General features: G+C 64.7%; 10 protein-coding genes. 2 read left to right on the forward strand and 8 right to left on the reverse strand.

Annotation, left to right across the window (positions count from 1 at the left end; translation table 11 throughout):
• Nucleotides 1–5 precede the first annotated feature (5 nt).
• From ACN9MU_RS03885 to ACN9MU_RS03915, 7 genes are read right to left on the reverse strand one after another with little or no spacing between them, the layout of a single operon-like run.
• Complete coding sequence (locus tag ACN9MU_RS03885) at nucleotides 6–2,390, reverse strand: glycoside hydrolase family 3 N-terminal domain-containing protein (protein WP_426344193.1); 2,385 nt, start codon at nucleotides 2,388–2,390, stop codon at nucleotides 6–8.
• A 48-nt stretch (nucleotides 2,391–2,438) separates the two neighbouring features.
• Complete coding sequence (locus ACN9MU_RS03890; protein ID WP_426320601.1) at nucleotides 2,439–4,025, reverse strand: sugar porter family MFS transporter; 1,587 nt, start codon at nucleotides 4,023–4,025, stop codon at nucleotides 2,439–2,441.
• On the reverse strand, nucleotides 3,914–5,683 hold the full coding sequence (locus ACN9MU_RS03895) for an IlvD/Edd family dehydratase (protein ID WP_426320603.1): 1,770 nt from the start codon (nucleotides 5,681–5,683) through the stop codon (nucleotides 3,914–3,916). The genes ACN9MU_RS03890 and ACN9MU_RS03895 overlap by 112 nt, the downstream gene beginning before the upstream one ends.
• On the reverse strand, nucleotides 5,680–6,567 hold the full coding sequence (locus ACN9MU_RS03900) for an SMP-30/gluconolactonase/LRE family protein (protein WP_426320605.1): 888 nt from the start codon (nucleotides 6,565–6,567) through the stop codon (nucleotides 5,680–5,682). Before ACN9MU_RS03900 ends, ACN9MU_RS03895 begins: the two co-directional genes overlap by 4 nt.
• Entirely contained in the window at nucleotides 6,552–7,319 is a 768-nt protein-coding gene (locus ACN9MU_RS03905; RefSeq protein ID WP_426323677.1) for an SDR family NAD(P)-dependent oxidoreductase, read from the reverse strand. The genes ACN9MU_RS03900 and ACN9MU_RS03905 overlap by 16 nt, the downstream gene beginning before the upstream one ends.
• Before the next feature lie 28 nt (nucleotides 7,320–7,347).
• The gene (locus ACN9MU_RS03910; protein ID WP_426320606.1) at nucleotides 7,348–8,529 is read right to left on the reverse strand and encodes a fumarylacetoacetate hydrolase family protein; all 1,182 of its coding nucleotides are present in this window, start codon (nucleotides 8,527–8,529) and stop codon (nucleotides 7,348–7,350) included.
• Between the two features lie 18 nt (nucleotides 8,530–8,547).
• On the reverse strand, nucleotides 8,548–9,936 hold the full coding sequence (locus tag ACN9MU_RS03915; protein WP_426167643.1) for an enolase C-terminal domain-like protein: 1,389 nt from the start codon (nucleotides 9,934–9,936) through the stop codon (nucleotides 8,548–8,550).
• A 51-nt stretch (nucleotides 9,937–9,987) separates the two neighbouring features.
• Between ACN9MU_RS03915 and ACN9MU_RS03920 the strand changes: the two genes are divergently transcribed.
• Together ACN9MU_RS03920 and ACN9MU_RS03925 are read left to right on the forward strand one after the other, a co-directional pair.
• Complete coding sequence (locus ACN9MU_RS03920) at nucleotides 9,988–11,247, forward strand: SGNH/GDSL hydrolase family protein (RefSeq protein WP_426320608.1); 1,260 nt, start codon at nucleotides 9,988–9,990, stop codon at nucleotides 11,245–11,247.
• Nucleotides 11,244–14,117: a glycosyl hydrolase 115 family protein gene (locus ACN9MU_RS03925; protein ID WP_426344194.1), complete on the forward strand. Its 2,874-nt coding sequence runs from the start codon at nucleotides 11,244–11,246 to the stop codon at nucleotides 14,115–14,117. Before ACN9MU_RS03920 ends, ACN9MU_RS03925 begins: the two co-directional genes overlap by 4 nt.
• Here the strand turns inward: ACN9MU_RS03925 and ACN9MU_RS03930 are convergent.
• Entirely contained in the window at nucleotides 14,114–15,235 is a 1,122-nt protein-coding gene (locus tag ACN9MU_RS03930; RefSeq protein WP_426344195.1) for an endo-1,4-beta-xylanase, read from the reverse strand. The two genes, ACN9MU_RS03925 and ACN9MU_RS03930, sit on opposite strands and share 4 nt — an antisense overlap.
• Nucleotides 15,236–15,238: the final 3 nt, after the last annotated feature.

Genomic DNA, 15,238 nt, shown 5'->3' on the forward strand with positions numbered 1-15,238 from the left:
TAGCGTCAACTGACCAGCAGTTTGGCCGATTTCAAGGTTGCGCTGTCCGGGCCCACCGAAATGGTGAAGTTGCCCGGTTCGACAACGCGCTTCATGTCGGCGTTGTAGAACTGCAGGTCGGCCGGCTTGATGTTGAAGGTGACGGTGCGCTTCTCGCCCGGCTGCAGCGTGATGCGCTGGAAGCCTTTCAGTTCCAGTACGGGACGGGTAGCGCTGCTGATGTCGTCGCGGATGTACATCTGCACCACTTCGTCGCCGGCGCGCTTGCCGGTGTTGGTGACGTCGACGCTGACTTTCGTGCTGCCGTTGGCGGCGATGGTGGCTTGCGCCAGGCGCGGCTCGCTGAATGCGAAGCTGGTGTAGCTCAGGCCATAGCCGAACGGGTAGAGCGGCTTGGTGCTGCCGTCGATGTAGCCGCGGCGGGCGCTTGGCTTGTGATTGTAGAAGATCGGCAGTTGGCCGACGTGGCGCGCTACTGACACCGGCATCTTGCCGCCCGGGTTGGCGCGGCCGAACAGGACGTCGGCGGCGGCGTGGCCGGTTTCCTGGCCGAGGTACCATCCTTCCACCAGCGCGTCGGCACGTTCGGCCAGCAGGTTGACCGACAACGGGCGGCCGTTAAGCAGGAAGACCACGGTTGGCTTGCCGAGGTCGAAGATGGCCTTGGCCAGTTCGTTCTGCTGGCCCAGCATATCCAGCGTCTGGCGGTCTCCCAGGTGGTTGTCGGCCCAGGCTTCGCGGCTGGTCTGTTCGTTGTCGCCCAGGACCATGATGATGGTGTCGGCGTTGCGCGCGGCGGCAACGGCTTCGGCAATCAGCTTGGCGTTGGTCTGCGGTGGGGTGAAGATGATTTCGTCCTTGCCCCAGATCCGTTCTTCGGTGATGCGCACGCCTTCGCGGTATTCGAGCTGGAAGCCCTGGCGCTGGCTTTCGGCTTGCAGGCCTTCGTACACCGAGACCACGTGGCGCGGCACGTCGGAATAGCCGCCGATCGGGGTGTCCTTGGCGTGGGTGCCGAGCAGCAGCACCTTGCCGACCTTCTTGCCGTCCAGCGGCAGCAGGCCTTTGTCGTTCTTCAGCAGCACGACGGCGCGCGCGGCAGCCTCGCGGGCCAGGGCAACGGCCTCCGGCGTGGCGGTCAGGCTGTCTGCAACGGCGGCGTCGACGTAAGGCTGTTCGAACAGGCCGGAGAGGAATTTCCATTCGAGGATGCGGGACACCACGGTGTCGATTTCTGCGACGCTGACCTTTTTCTCCTTTACCAGTTGTGGCAGGAGCTGGTAGCCGAAGGCGTCCGGGGTTTCGATGTCAACGCCGGCTTTGACGGCGCGCGTGGCGGCGTCCTTCGGCATGTCGGCGAGGCGGTGGCGGGTGATCAGTTCCTTGACGCCGAAGTAGTCGGATACTGTCAGGCCTTTGAAACCCCATTCTTCGCGCAGCACTTTGTGCAGCAGCCAGTGGTTGGCGTGCGATGGCAGGCCGCCGATCTCGTTATACGAAGGCATCACGGCGGCGGCATTGGTTTCCTTGATGATGCACTCGAATGGCGGGAAGAATTCTTCGCGCAGCGTGCGTTCGGTGACTTCGGCGGGACCGATGTTGGTGCCGCTTTCCGGTTGGCCGTGGCCGGTCATGTGCTTCAGCGTCGTGAACACCTTGTCCTTGGCCAGCTTGCGTTCCTCACCCTGGAAGCCCAGCACGGCTGCTTTGCCCATCTCGGCGCACACGTGCGGGTCTTCGCCGAAGGTTTCTTCGATGCGGCCCCAGCGCGGTTCGCGTGCCACGTCGACCACCGGCGCCAGTGCCAGGTTGGCGCCGCGGGCACGCATCTCGCGGGCGGCGACGCTGAATACCTTGCGTACCAGCGGCGGGTCGAAAGTCGATGCGAGCGCGATCGCCTGCGGGAAGCTGGTGGCGTCCTTCGCCACGTAGCCGTGCAGGGATTCTTCGTGCATGAACAGCGGAATGCCGAGGCGCGTCTGTTCGACGGCCCATTTCTGCGCGGCGTTGGTGTAGGTTGCGGTCTCCCGAGCGTTGCGGTTGGCGCGGGCGCCGTTGTCGCCGGCGCCGCCTGCTTCGGCGCCGCCCTGGCGGTCGGAAGGGCGGGCCAGCATGCCGAGGCCATTCGGGTAAGCCTTGGCGGCTTTCGCGGCCGAGAATTCACCGTTGGCGTCCTGGATGATGCCTTTCTCCTGCCAGATGCACAGCATTTGCGCGACCTTTTCCTCCAGCGTCATGCGACCGAGCAGGTCTTTTACGCGGGCCGGCACCGGCGCGGCGGGGTCTTTGTACAGGGGCCTTGCCGCTGCGGCAGCCATGGCTGCCGGCGTGCCGAGGGCGGCTACGCTAGCCGCGCCGGATAGGGATGTGAGGAACTGCCTGCGTTTCATGCTGTGTCTCCAGTAGTTGTATTCGTTTTATATTTTTCTTGAACCTGCTTAGCCTTCCATCTGCTCCAGCTCTTTGCCGCGCGTTTCATGCACATAGCGCAGGACGAAGAACAGGGAGATCACGGCGGCGACGGTGTAGATACCGTATGCGCCAGCCAGGCCGATGCCGCCGAGCAGGATCGGGAAGGTCACCGTGATGATGAAATTCGATGTCCATTGCGCGGCGCCTGCGACTGCCAGGCCGGAGCCGCGAATCTGGTTGGGGAACATCTCGCCCAGCATGACCCACATGACCGGACCCCACGACAGGTTGAAGAAGATCACGTAGACATTCGCGGCGATCAGCGCGAGCACGCCCATGGAGCCGGACAGCGTCAGCTTGCCGCTTGCGTCGAGCGACGCGCTGGCGAATGCAAGGGTGACCAGCCCGAGCGTCACTGCCATGCCGATCGAGCCGATCCACAGCAAGGGCTTGCGGCCGATGCGGTCGATCAGGAACACGGTGACGATGCAGGCGCCAATGCTCAGTGCACCCGAAAGGACGTTAATCAGCAGCGCATCGCTCTCGGAGAAGCCAACGGCCTGCCACAGTACCGCGCCGTAGTAGAACACGACGTTGATACCGACCAGCTGCTGAAAGGTCGCCAGGCCGATGCCGACCCAGACGATAGGACGCAGCTTGCCGGTTGCCTTGTTGATCAGGTCGGACAGGCGTGGGCGATGGTGGTCTTCGGACAGCGAGACGTCGATCGCTGCGAACTTCTCCTTGGCTGCGGAGGCGCCATACAGGCGCTCCAGCACGGCCATGGCTTCGGATGTGCGCTTCTTCACGACCAGGAAGCGCGGGCTTTCAGGAATCGCCAGCAGGAGCAGCAGGAACAGCGCGGATGGAATGGCCATCATCCAGAACATCCAGCGCCACGCCTCCTGGCCGAGCCACAGTACGCCGGTCGAACCGCCGGCTGCTTTCGCCAGCATATAGTTGCTGAGGAAGGCACAGAACAAACCGCTGATGATGGCGATCTGCTGGACGGTTGCGAGACGGCCGCGATAGCGCGCCGAGGCGACTTCGGCGATGTAGGCCGGCGACATCACGCTAGCCGCGCCGACGGCGAAGCCGCCCAGTACGCGGGCGGCGATGAACACGGCCGATGTCGTCGCGCAGCCTGCGCCCAGCGCCGACAGCAGGAACATCACGGAGGAAATGATCAGCACTGCACGGCGCCCCCAGCGGTCGCCAAGGCGGCCGGCGAAGAAGGCGCCGATCGCGCAGCCAAGCAGCATCGACGCGACTTCGAAACCGATCCCGGCGGAGGTTGAGTGGAACGCCTGCTTCAGGCCGTCGACCGTGCCGTTGATGACGCCACTATCGAAGCCGAACAGGAAGCCGCCGATGGTGGCTACGCAGCTGATAAGGATGATGAGGCCAGTGTTCTCCTCTTCATGACTGGGTTCGGTATTTTCCAGGGCAATGCTGTTCATGGATGTCTCCTCTTTCTTTATCAGGCCCGGTTCGTGCCGGGTCAGTGATTGTGGCGCGGCGTGTCGTTCGCGACGCCTCGGTAAGCCAGTGCCAGCTCCATGCACGCGCCGTTGGCCATCTGGCCCACGGTGGCACGATAGATCTCCTGCCATGGCGTCTGGCTAGGCGGTACGGGCGGCACGCCGTCTTGCTTGCGGCGTTCAATTTCCTGGTCGTCCACCAGCATATTGCAGCTGCCGGTGTTCAGGTCGATGCGCACCATGTCGCCGGTGCGAATCCAGGCCAGGCCGCCGCCCACCGCGCTTTCCGGCGAGGCGTTCAGGATCGACGGGCTGTCGGAAGTGCCGGACTGGCGGCCGTCGCCAAGGGTCGGCAGGTTGTTGATGCCTTTCTTGATCAGCGCATCAGGCGGTTGCATGTTCACCACTTCCGCCGAACCGGGCCAGCCCACCGGGCCGGCGCCGCGGATCACCAGGATGGTGTTCTCGTCGATGCCCAATGAAGGATCGTTGATGCGGGCGTGGTAGTCGCCGGAGCCGTCAAATACAACGGCGCGGCATTCAAAGATGTTTTCCTGGCCGGGACGGCGCAGGTAGCGGTTGCGGAAGTCTTCAGAGATCACGCTGCTCTTCATGATCGCAAAGTCGAACAGGTTGCCGCGCAAGACCATGAAGCCGGCCTGCTCTTTCAGCGGCTTGTCGAATGGCGTGATCATTTCGCGGTCGGCGCTCTCGCGGCCTTCCAGGTTCTGCGCCATGCTGCGGCCGGTGACGGTCGGGCGGTCGGCGCGCAGCTTGCCCGCCTTGTGCAGCTCCCACATGATGGCCGGGACGCCGCCGGCGCGATGGAAACGCTCGCCGAGGAATTTTCCGGAAGGCTGCATGTTCAGCAGCAGCGGGATGTCGTGGCCGTAGGTCATCCAGTCGTCTTCGTGCAGTTCGACGCCGGCGTGGCGCGCCATGGCCATGATGTGCTGCTGGGCGTTGGTGGAACCGCCGATGGCGGCATTGACCACGATGGCGTCCAGGAAGGCTTCGCGCGACAGGATCGACGACGGCCGGATGTCCTGCTGCGCCAGTTCGACGATGCGGCGCCCGGTTTCATAGGCCATCTGGCCGCGCTCGCGGTAGGGCGCCGGGATGGCGGAACAGCCGGTGAGCGACATGCCCAGTGCTTCGGCCATGGCGTTCATGGTGGAGGCGGTGCCCATGGTGTTGCAGTGGCCCGCTGACGGTGCCGAAGCGGCGGCGATCTCGAGGAACTTTTCGTTGTCGATCTGGCCTGCTGCCAACTGGCGGCGGCCTTTCCAGATCGCGGCGCCCGAGCCAACCAGTTCACCATCGAGCCAGCCATCGAGCATCGGCCCGCCGGACAGCACGATGGCGGGAATGTCGACGGTGGATGCGGCCATCAGCTGCGCCGGGGTGGTCTTGTCGCAGCCGGTGGTCAGCACCACGGCGTCGATCGGGTAGCCGTGCAGGATCTCGACCAGGCCCATATAGGCCAGGTTGCGGTCGATGGCGGCGGTGGGACGGCGGCAGTTCTCGAAGATAGGGTGCAGCGGGAATTCCATCGGTATGCCGCCCGCGTCGCGGATGCCGTCGCGCACGCGCTTGGCCAGGTCGAGGTGGATCCGGTTGCATGGGCTGATGTCGCTGCCCGATTGCGCGATGCCGATGATCGGGCGGCCGCTGCGCAGCTCTTCCGGCGTGATCCCGTAGTTCATGAAGCGCTCGAGATACAGCGCGGTCATGTCGATGTGGTCCGGATTGTCGAACCAGTCCTGCGAACGATAGCGGCGGGTGCTCATGCTGCTTTCCTGTCGAATTGATGTTGCGGCAGGCCGGGCACGTCCACGCGGAAGGTGAACACGCCGCCAGCCAGCGGGTGTGCGGCCAGGGCTTCTTCGCTCATGCCCTTGCGCGCGGTGGTGACGAAGACCGTGCGCAGGTCGGCGCCGCCGAAAGCGACCTTGGTGATGTTAGGGCAGGGCATCGGGATAGTTTGCGCCAGCTTGCCGTCCGGCGCATAGCGTTCGATGCGGCTGCCGCCGAACAGGGAGATCCAGAGGTGGCCCTCGGCGTCGACCGCGCTGCCGTCCGGGTGGCCGGGCACGCCATGCGCGTAGCGTACGAATTCGCGCTTGTTCGACAGCGTACCGTCAGCTGCGCTGTCGTAGGCATATACCACGCGCGCCAGGGTGTCGGTGTGGTAGAAGGTCTTGCCGTCCGGGCTGTGGCAGGGGCCATTGGTGATGATGATGTTGCCATCCATGGCTTGCAGGCCGCGTGCATCGAGGCAGTACAAGGAACCAGTGGGAGCGGATTCGCCGTTGTCCATGGTGCCGAACCACAGGCGCCCGTTGGCATCGACGTAGCCGTCGTTGCAGCGGTTACCCGGCTGGCCGGCTTCGATCTCCAGCACGGTCTCGAACTTGCCGGCCATGGTGAAGCGCGCCAGCTTGCCCTGCAGGCCGCAGATGAAATCGCCGCCAACCATCGGCAGGGCAAAGCCGATTTCCGCAGGCGCCTCCCAGCTCAGGCGATCGCCGCCGTCTTCATTGCAGCAATGCAGTCGGCGGCCTTTGATGTCGACAAAGTAGAAGACGCGCTCGGAGGCATGCCAGACCGGCCCTTCGGCCAGTGTGGCGCCGACTTCCCAGATGCATTGCGGCGAGCTCACGATCCGTACCATCCAGCGTCGACGAAGTAATCGCGGCCGGAGCAGCGCGCTGCGTTGCCGGAGGCGAGGAACAGGGTCAGCGCAGCCACGTCATCCGGTTCCACGCGCTCGTGCAGGCACTGGGCGGCCAGGATCGCGGCTTCGTCTTCCGGCGAATGCCACAGCGCCATCTGGCGCGGCGTCTTGATCGAGCCGGGAATGATGCAATTGACGCGGATGCCGTCGGCGCCGAGGTCGCGGGCCAAGCCGCGGGTCAGGCCTTCGATTGCCGCCTTGGCGGTCATGTACAGCGACAGCTTGCCCAGCGCCAGGTGCCAGGAGATCGAGCCGAAATTCAGGATCACGCCGCCGCCCGCAGCCTTCATGCCCGGCGCCACAGCCTGCGCGCAGAAGAACTGGTGGCGCAGGTTGACGGCCAGGCTGTCGTCCCAGTATTTGGCGGTGACGTCTTCCACCTGGTGGCGGTTGTCGTTGGCGGCGTTGTTGACCAGGACTTCAACCGGGCCGAGTTCGCGCTCGATCTGCTGGAACACGGCGCCGACCTCGTCGAGGTTGGTCAGGTCGCAATGGATGAAGCGCGGCGGATGTTGCGCACCTGCCAGGCTTTGCTCCAGCGCCTTCGAGGCCTCGTCCTGGATATCGAGGAAGACAACGTGCGCGCCCTGTTTGGTGAAGGCGTCCACGATGGCCGCGCCGATGCCGGTGCCGCCGCCCGTGATCACGACGCGCTTGGCGGCGAGGTCGGGGTAGGTGGCGTACACCACGGGTTTTCTTGCTGCTGCTGTCATGTATTTATTCTCCTGCCGCGATGCCGCGGCGTGCCAGGTTGCGGTAGAGGGCACGGACACCAAACGTCCACGGCGGCAGCTGGTCGCTGCGCTGCACGTGGTTGACCAGCGCGCCAAGCGATGCGCTGCTGATGGTGACCCGGTCGCCCAGGTGATGGGTAAAGCCGGCGCCCTTCTGGCCGCGGTCCTTGATCGGCGAGAACATCGTGCCGAGGAAGAGCATGAAGCCGTCCGGGTATTGGTGGTGGGCGCCCGCGGTTTGCGCGACCAGGTCGAGCGGGTCGCGGCTGATTTCGCACATGCGGCTAAGGCCGTCGAGCACGAAGTCGTCGTCGCTGCCTTCGATCGCCAGGCGGACTTCGGCGTTGCGCACGTCGCCCATGGTGAAACTGCTGTCGAACAGGCGGATGAAGGGGCCGATCGAGCAGGAAGCGTTATTGTCCTTGGCCTTGCCCAGCAGGAGTGCGCTGCGGCCTTCAATGTCGCGCAGGTTGACGTCGTTGCCCAGGGCCGCGCCGACAGCTTCGAAGCGGCTGTTCACTGCCAGCACGATCTCCGGCTCCGGATTGTTCCACTGCGAGGCAGGGTGCAGGCCGACATCGGCGCCGAAGCCGACTGCCGACATGGGCTGGGATTTCGAGAAGACTTCGGCGAAGGGGCCGATGCCCACTTCCATGTATTGCGACCATGCGCCGCGCGCCTGGAATTCGCGCTTGAGCTGCTCTGCCTCCGGCGAGCCGGGTTTGATGCTGGACAAATCGCCGCCGATGGTGGACAGCAGTTCCGCGCGCAGCGCATTGGCGCGAGCGGGATTGCCGCCGGCCTGCTCTTCGATCACGCGTTCCAGCAGGCTGACGGCAAAGGTCACGCCGCAAGCCTTGATGGCCTGCACGTCGCACGGCGCCAGCAGGCGCACGCCTTTGACGTCACCAGCCAGTGCAGCGCCGATCAGTTCCTCGGCGCTGCCCAACTGTTCGCCGTCCACATCGCGTGCGAACTGCAGCACGTCCGGACGGTCCAGCAGGTCCGCTACCGTGGCCACATGCGCGGTGATATCGAATACCACGCCATTTCGTACCACGACGACGCAGGGGCCATCCACCGGCGCCGGGCGCCACACGCGCCCCACCAGCAGGGCATCTTCCAGGTCGTGCGGCAGGCACGCCGATGCATTAATCGTTTGCATAAAGTCTCCTTTGAATTCTTAACGGCCCAGGCTTGGCAGCTTGGGCGAGTACTGCCAGCCTGGCACCAGGTATTGCATGGCCATCGCGTCGTCGCGCGCGCCGGTGCCGACCTTCTTGAACAGTTCGTGCGCAGCTTCGATGCGCTCCATATCCGGCGCGATGCCCAGGCCCGGCGCCTCTGGTACCGCTACCTCGCCAGCTACAATTTGCGGCGGATTAACGGTCAGGCGTTCCTGCCCTTCCTGCCAGATCCAGTGGGTGTCGATGGCGGTGATACGGCCTGGCGCCGCAGCCGCCGCATGCGTGAACATGGCCAGCGAAATATCGAAGTGGTTGTTGGAGTGTGAGCCCCAGGTCAGGCCCCATTCGGCGCAGAGCTGGGCCAGCCGCACCGAACCTTGCATGGTCCAGAAATGCGGATCGGCCAGAGGAATGTCGACAGCCCCCAGCAGGTGCGAGTGCGCCATCTGGCGCCAGTCGGTGGCGACCATATTGGTGGCGGTTGGAATGCCGGTGGCGCGGCGGAATTCGGCCATGACCTCGCGGCCGGAATAGCCGTCCTCGGGGCCGCATGGATCTTCGGCATACGCCAGCAGGTGACCCTGGCCGCGGCACAGGGCGATCGCTTCTCCGAGCGACCAGGCGCCGTTAGGGTCGAGGGTTACACGGGAATCGGGGAAGCGCGCCTTGATGGCGGCGATGGCTTCCATCTCCTCGGCGCCGCGCATGACGCCGCCCTTCAGCTTGAAGTCGCGGAAGCCATAGCGATCTGCCGCTGCCGCGGCCTGGTCGGCGATGGCGGCCGGCGTCAGTGCTTCGCGGTGGCGGGCAGCGTACCAGCCGGTGCTGCCGCTGCCGGACAGGTAAGGCAGGTCGGTGCGCTGGCGGTCGCCAATGTAGAACAGGTAGGCCAGCATCGGCACGCTGTCGCGCTGCTGGCCGGCGCCGAGCAGTTCGCACACCGGCACGCCCAGGTGCTGGCCCAGCAGGTCGAGCAGGGCCGCTTCGATGGCGGTGACCACATTCTCCAGGCGCAGGTTGATTTCGTGCGGCTGCTTGAGCACTGCGGCTTCGGCGGCGGAGGTGACCTGGTGCTGCATGCCGCTGCCTTTGCCGGAGATCGCGGCGCGCACGGCGTTCAGGGTGCGGTTGAAGCGGCCGGTTTCGGTGCCGACCACCAGCGGAATGGCTTTTTCCAGCGCTTTGGTAATGCCGGCGCCGCCAGGTACTTCGCCAACGCCGGTGCGGCCCGCGCTATCCTTGAGAATGACGACGGTGCGAATGAAATAAGGCGCGTGCGCGCCGCACAGGTTGAGCAGCATGCTGTCGTGGCCGGCGACCGGAATCACCCGCATTTCGACGATGGCAGGCGTGCTGCCGCTGCCCTGAATTGTTGCGTGTACCATTTGATTACCCTAAAATGAATAGCGCTACCATTTCTCAAGTGTGAGGTATTTATGCGGGCAAGTCAACAGAAGTTGTGTGCATGGATTGCGGGGCTGGCCCTGCTGGCTGGCGCTGCCGGCGCCGGGGCGGCAACGCCGCAATGGCGCTGGGTTGCGTCGTGGGGTACGGCGCAGATGGTGCCTGAAGGACCCAATGAATTACCCGCCGCGCAATGGCGCGATGGCAGCCTGCGCCAGGTGGTGCGTGCCTCGCTCGGAGGGAAAGTGTTGCGGGTGCGCGTCAGTAATGCCTTCGGTACCGCTCCGCTGGCGCTGGAAGCTGCCAGCATTGCCCGTGCGGTGACGGCCGGCTCCCCCGATGTTGACGCTGCGACAATCCGCCCCCTGACCTTCGGCGGCCAGGCTGCGGTCGTGATCCCCGCCGGCGCCGAGTATTACAGCGATCCAGTTGAACTGCCGCACGCAGCCGGGACCGACCTGGCAGTGTCCTATTACTTCAAGGGCGAACCTGCGCGCCAGACCGGCCATCCCGGTTCGCGCACTACCAGCTTTACGCTGGCGGGTCGCCATGAGGCGGAAGCGAAATGGCCGGAGGCGGGCAAGGTGGTGCGCTGGTACGCTCTGGCAGATATCGAGGTGCAGGCGCCGCGCGGCACTGCTGCGGTGGTGGCGATCGGCGATTCGATCACGGACGGCTATGGCACCACGACCGATGGCAATGACCGCTGGACCGACTTCCTGGTGGCGCGGCTGGCGCGGGAAAAGATGACCATCGGCGTGGTCAATGCCGGCATCGGCGGTGGACGCCTGCTGCGCGATGGCCTGGGTCCCAACCTGGCATCGCGCTTCGAGCGCGACGTCTTGGGGCGCAGCGGCGTCACGCACGCGCTGGTGCAGATTGGCGTGAATGACCTGGGCGGCCAGCACCGCGCCGGCGAAGATACGCCTGCCGCACGCGCGGCCCTGCTGGAAGCTTTGAAGGTGGCGCATCGCCAACTGGTGGAGCGCGCCCATGCCCAGGGCATTTGCGTGATCGGTGCGACGGTGACGCCGTATACCGGCAGCGATTACTATCGCCCTGCGCCGCATAATGAGGAAGACCGCCAGGCCTTGAACAAATGGATACGCACGTCGGGTGTGTTCGATTCGGTGGCCGACTTCGATGCGGCATTGCGCGATCCTGCGCAGCCGGAGCGCCTGCTGAAAGCGCTCGATGTTGGCGACGGCCTGCATCCTTCGATTGCCGGCTATCGCGCAATGGCGGAAGCGTTGCCGCTGAACGCCTTGCGCTCTTGCGGGGCTGCGAAATGAGGCGGTTGTGCGAACTGTTGCTCGCCGTTGCATTGCTCGTCGCCGGCGTTGCCGGATCGGCCCATGCGCTCGGACAGAAACCTTTCATTGCGACTGAGCGTGCGGCTGCGGCTCCGGGCTCTGTCGTGCTCGTGGAAGCTGGCCGCGCGTCCACGCTATACGTCGATGCCGGCGACCATGCCGGCGTGCTGCGTGCGGCAGCCTCGCTGCAGGAGGACATCGGACAAGTCAGCGGCGTTCGGCCAGCGCTTGAGAACTCTACGCCGCGCGGCAAGGACGTGATCATCATCGGCACGCTGGGCAAGAGCCATCTGGTGGACGGTCTGGTGAAAGCCGGCAAGCTCGATGCAAAGGCTATCGCGGGTAAATGGGAGGGCTGGCTGGTGCAGTCGGTGGCGGAGCCGATGCCTGGCGTCGAGCGCGCCCTGGTAATCGCCGGCAGCGACAAGCGCGGCACCATTTTCGGCATCTACGAGCTGTCGGAACAGATCGGCGTATCGCCTTGGTATTGGTGGGCCGACGTGCCCGTAAAACGCGCAAACGCGCTTTACGCAGCGCTGCCGGCGCCTGTCAGCGATGCACCAGCCGTGCAATACCGCGGCATCTTCCTGAACGACGAAGCGCCGGCGCTGACCGGTTGGGCCAAGCAGCATTACGGCGGCTACAACCACCAGTTCTACGAAAAAGTATTTGAGCTGATCCTTCGTTTGCGCGGCAACTACCTGTGGCCTGCAATGTGGGACGCGGCGTTTTATGACGACGATCCGCTGAACGGCAAGCTGGCCGATGAATATGGCGTTGTGATCGGCACTTCGCACCACGAACCGATGGCGCGCGCCCACAAGGAGTGGACGCGCTACGGCAAGGGGCCGTGGGATTATTCGCGCAACGAGGCAGTGCTGAAGGACTTCTGGTGGAAAGGCGCTGTGCGTGCGAAAGACTACGAGAAGATCGTCACCCTTGGCATGCGCGGCGACGGTGATGAGCCGATGTCGGAAGAATCCAACGTCGCGCTGCTGCAGCGCATTGTCGGCGACCAGCGCAAGATGCTGTCGAAGCTTCCTGCCGCGCCGCAGGTATGGGCGCTGTACAAGGAGGTGCAGGACTATTACGAGAAGGGCATGCGCGTGCCGGATGACGTAATCCTGCTGTGGTGCGACGACAACTGGGCCAATATCCGCCGCCTGCCGACAGAGGAAGAGCGCAAGCGCCCAGGCGGTGCGGGCGTGTACTACCACTTCGATTACGTCGGCGGCCCGCGCTCGTACAAGTGGCTGAACGTGACGCCGATCCCGAAGATCTGGGAGCAGATGCACCTGGCGTGGGAATACGACGCCCGCAAGCTGTGGATCGTGAATGTCGGCGACCTCAAGCCGATGGAGGTGCCGATCGAGTTCTTCCTGAGCTATGCGTGGAAGCCGGATGCATGGCCGGCATCGCGCCTGCAGGAGTACTTGCAGCAGTGGGCGGCGCGCGAATTCGGCCCGGAGCATGCCGTGGAGATCGCGGACATCGTCGCGAAGTACACCAAGTACAACGGTCGACGCAAGCCAGAGCAACTGGAACCGGAGACCTACAGCCTGGTGAACTACAACGAGTCGGAGCGCGTGGTGGGGGAATATCGCGCGCTGGCCGAGAAGGCAGAGCGCATCAATGGCCAGCTGCCGGAGGCGAAGCGCGATGCTTTCTTCGAACTGGTGCTGTATCCGGTGAAAGCCGGCGCCGTGGTCAATGAGCTGTACGCAACGGCTGGGATGAACCGCTTGTATGCCCGCCAGGGCAGGGCCGCTGCCAATGTACTGGCCGAGCGTGCACGCGAGCTGTTCCGCCAGGATGCTGCGCTGTCGGAGCAATACCATGCGCTGCGCGGTGGGAAATGGAACCACATGATGTCGCAGACCAGGCTTGGCTACACCTACTGGAACCAGCCGCCGCTGAACGTAATGCCGGCCGTGAACGAAGTGCAGTTGCCGGCTGCCGGCGCGCTCGGTGTAGCCGTTGAAGGGCACGCGGCCGTGTGGCCTGGCCCGGGAGCAGAAGCGCTCGCCTTGCCGGCGCTGGACGCATACGAAAAGCGGGCGCGCCATGTTGAAGTCTTCAATCGGGGATCGCTGCCGCTGTCTTTCACCATTATTGCTGACCAGCCCTGGCTCGTCCTGTCGCGCACCGAAGGCAGTGTGGCAGTGCAGGAGCGGATCAGCGTCGACGTCCGATGGGCCGACGTGCCGCGTGATGCGCGCGAAGCGACGCTGACCATCAGCGGCGACGACGGCTCGCGGGCCATGGTCCGTGTTCCGATCCGGCAGCGCGAGGTAGCGGTCGAAACGGCCGTAGCCGGGCAGGGCGGCCGGTTCGTGGAGACTGGCGGTGTGGTATCGATCGAGGCGGCCCACTTTACGCGGCAGGTGACACCGGCGGGACGCTCCTGGCTTCTGGTTCCGGATCATGGCCGCACCTTGTCGGCCATGACCGCATTGCCGGTCCACGCGACAGGCGGCCTGGCTGGGCCGCAAGCGATGCGCCTTGAGTATGACGTCGCGCTTGCCAAGCCGGGCAGGTTCACCCTGCATACCACGCTGGCGCCGACCCAGAAGTTCCAGCCCGGTGGAGGTTTGAAGTTCGCGGTGTCGATCGACAACGAAGCGCCGCAAATCGTCAACATGCACGCCGATGCATCGCTGGCTGTGTGGGAGCGCTCGGTGAGCGATGGTGCGGTGACCTTCCGCACCACCCATGCCGTGCGCAGCGCGGGAGCCCACACCATCAAATTCTGGGCGATCTCGCCTGGCGTAGTGCTGCAGAAACTGGTGCTGGATGCCGGCGGGCTGAAGCCAAGCTATCTCGGCCCGCAGGAAAGTCCCCGGCTCTAAGCGGCGGAGCGCTGCGGCATCGCTCGCAGCGCCCCTGCAATCGCCTCGCGCAATGGCTTGGCGCGAAGCTGCGCGTCGTAAGGACACGGCCGCATTGGCAAGTTGTCGGTGCGCGGCGCCTCGTGCCAGGTTTGCAGCCAGCTGATATCGTCCGACATCCCCCACAGCAGGAAATCGCGGCACTGTGGATAGCTGAACGTCGCGTCAAGGAAGTCGCGCGCCAGTGCCGCCACGCCCGCGTCGCGCGCTGCGATATCGCCCGGCAGCTTGCGGTCGTTGACGTCGAACTCCGTGACCAGCAGATCCAGTCCCATGCCCGTTACTTCGTCGAGGAAGCGCCGCCATTCAACCAGGTCGTGCGAGGCATTGCGGGAATCGTCCCAGGAGCCGATGTGGCCCTGGATGCCGAGCGCTTGCACCGGCGTGCCGCGCTTCTTCAGCGCCTGCAGCATTTTCAGCACGCCGGCGCGATGCTTTGTGCTGCCTTCATCCCAGCGCATGTAGTCGTTGTACACAAGCTGCGCCGACGGCAGCTGCTCGCGTGCGAGGCGGAAGCACAAATCCACCTGCTCGATGGCGCCAAGCCGTTCCGTGAACACATTGCTGCGCATGCTGCCGGTATCGGGATCGACCGCCTCGTTCACGACGTCCCAGCTATAGATGCCGTCGCCGAAGTGGCGGGTAACGGCGCCAATATGGGCTTGCAGCAGGCGTTCGGCTTCACGCGCCGGCGCAGCGCCGAAATCGTGCTGGTTGACCCAGTCAGGCAGCCATTTGGACGGTTGCCACACCAGCGTGTGGCCACGCACGTTCATGCCTTTGGCGCGAGCCCATTCGAACATTGCATCGGCGCGGGTGAAGTCGAATTGGCCGGGCCTGGGCTGCACGGCCTGCCATTTCGTTTCGTTCTCGGCAACGATAGTGTTGCATTCACGCGCCATCAGTTCGAGATAGGCGGGCTTGCGATGGGCGTAGCCGAGGGCGTTCCCAAAACGCATGCCTTTCGCTGCGGCGATTGATTTCAAAGGGGTTTCTGCCCCGATGGCGAGTGCGGGAAGGGAGGCCGCTGCCGCCCCCGCGGCAAGCCATTGCATCACCTGGCGTCGATTTTTATTCATGAA

The organism is Pseudoduganella sp. R-32 (assembly GCF_049913245.1).
Taxonomy (GTDB): domain Bacteria; phylum Pseudomonadota; class Gammaproteobacteria; order Burkholderiales; family Burkholderiaceae_D; genus Rugamonas.

Bases quoted from the DNA above. Each gene is read 5' to 3' on its own strand.
- ACN9MU_RS03900 (WP_426320605.1), bottom strand. From the start codon at position 6,567: ATGGTACGGATCGTGAGCTCGCCGCAATGCATCTGGGAAGTCGGCGCC.
- ACN9MU_RS03930 (WP_426344195.1), bottom strand. From the start codon at position 15,235: ATGAATAAAAATCGACGCCAGGTGATGCAATGGCTTGCCGCGGGGGCG.
- ACN9MU_RS03925 (WP_426344194.1), top strand. From the start codon at position 11,244: ATGAGGCGGTTGTGCGAACTGTTGCTCGCCGTTGCATTGCTCGTCGCC.
- ACN9MU_RS03910 (WP_426320606.1), bottom strand. From the start codon at position 8,529: ATGCAAACGATTAATGCATCGGCGTGCCTGCCGCACGACCTGGAAGAT.
- ACN9MU_RS03895 (WP_426320603.1), bottom strand. From the start codon at position 5,683: ATGAGCACCCGCCGCTATCGTTCGCAGGACTGGTTCGACAATCCGGAC.
- ACN9MU_RS03885 (WP_426344193.1), bottom strand. From the start codon at position 2,390: ATGAAACGCAGGCAGTTCCTCACATCCCTATCCGGCGCGGCTAGCGTA.
- ACN9MU_RS03920 (WP_426320608.1), top strand. From the start codon at position 9,988: ATGCGGGCAAGTCAACAGAAGTTGTGTGCATGGATTGCGGGGCTGGCC.
- ACN9MU_RS03890 (WP_426320601.1), bottom strand. From the start codon at position 4,025: ATGGCAGGAGATCTATCGTGCCACCGTGGGCCAGATGGCCAACGGCGC.
- ACN9MU_RS03915 (WP_426167643.1), bottom strand. From the start codon at position 9,936: ATGGTACACGCAACAATTCAGGGCAGCGGCAGCACGCCTGCCATCGTC.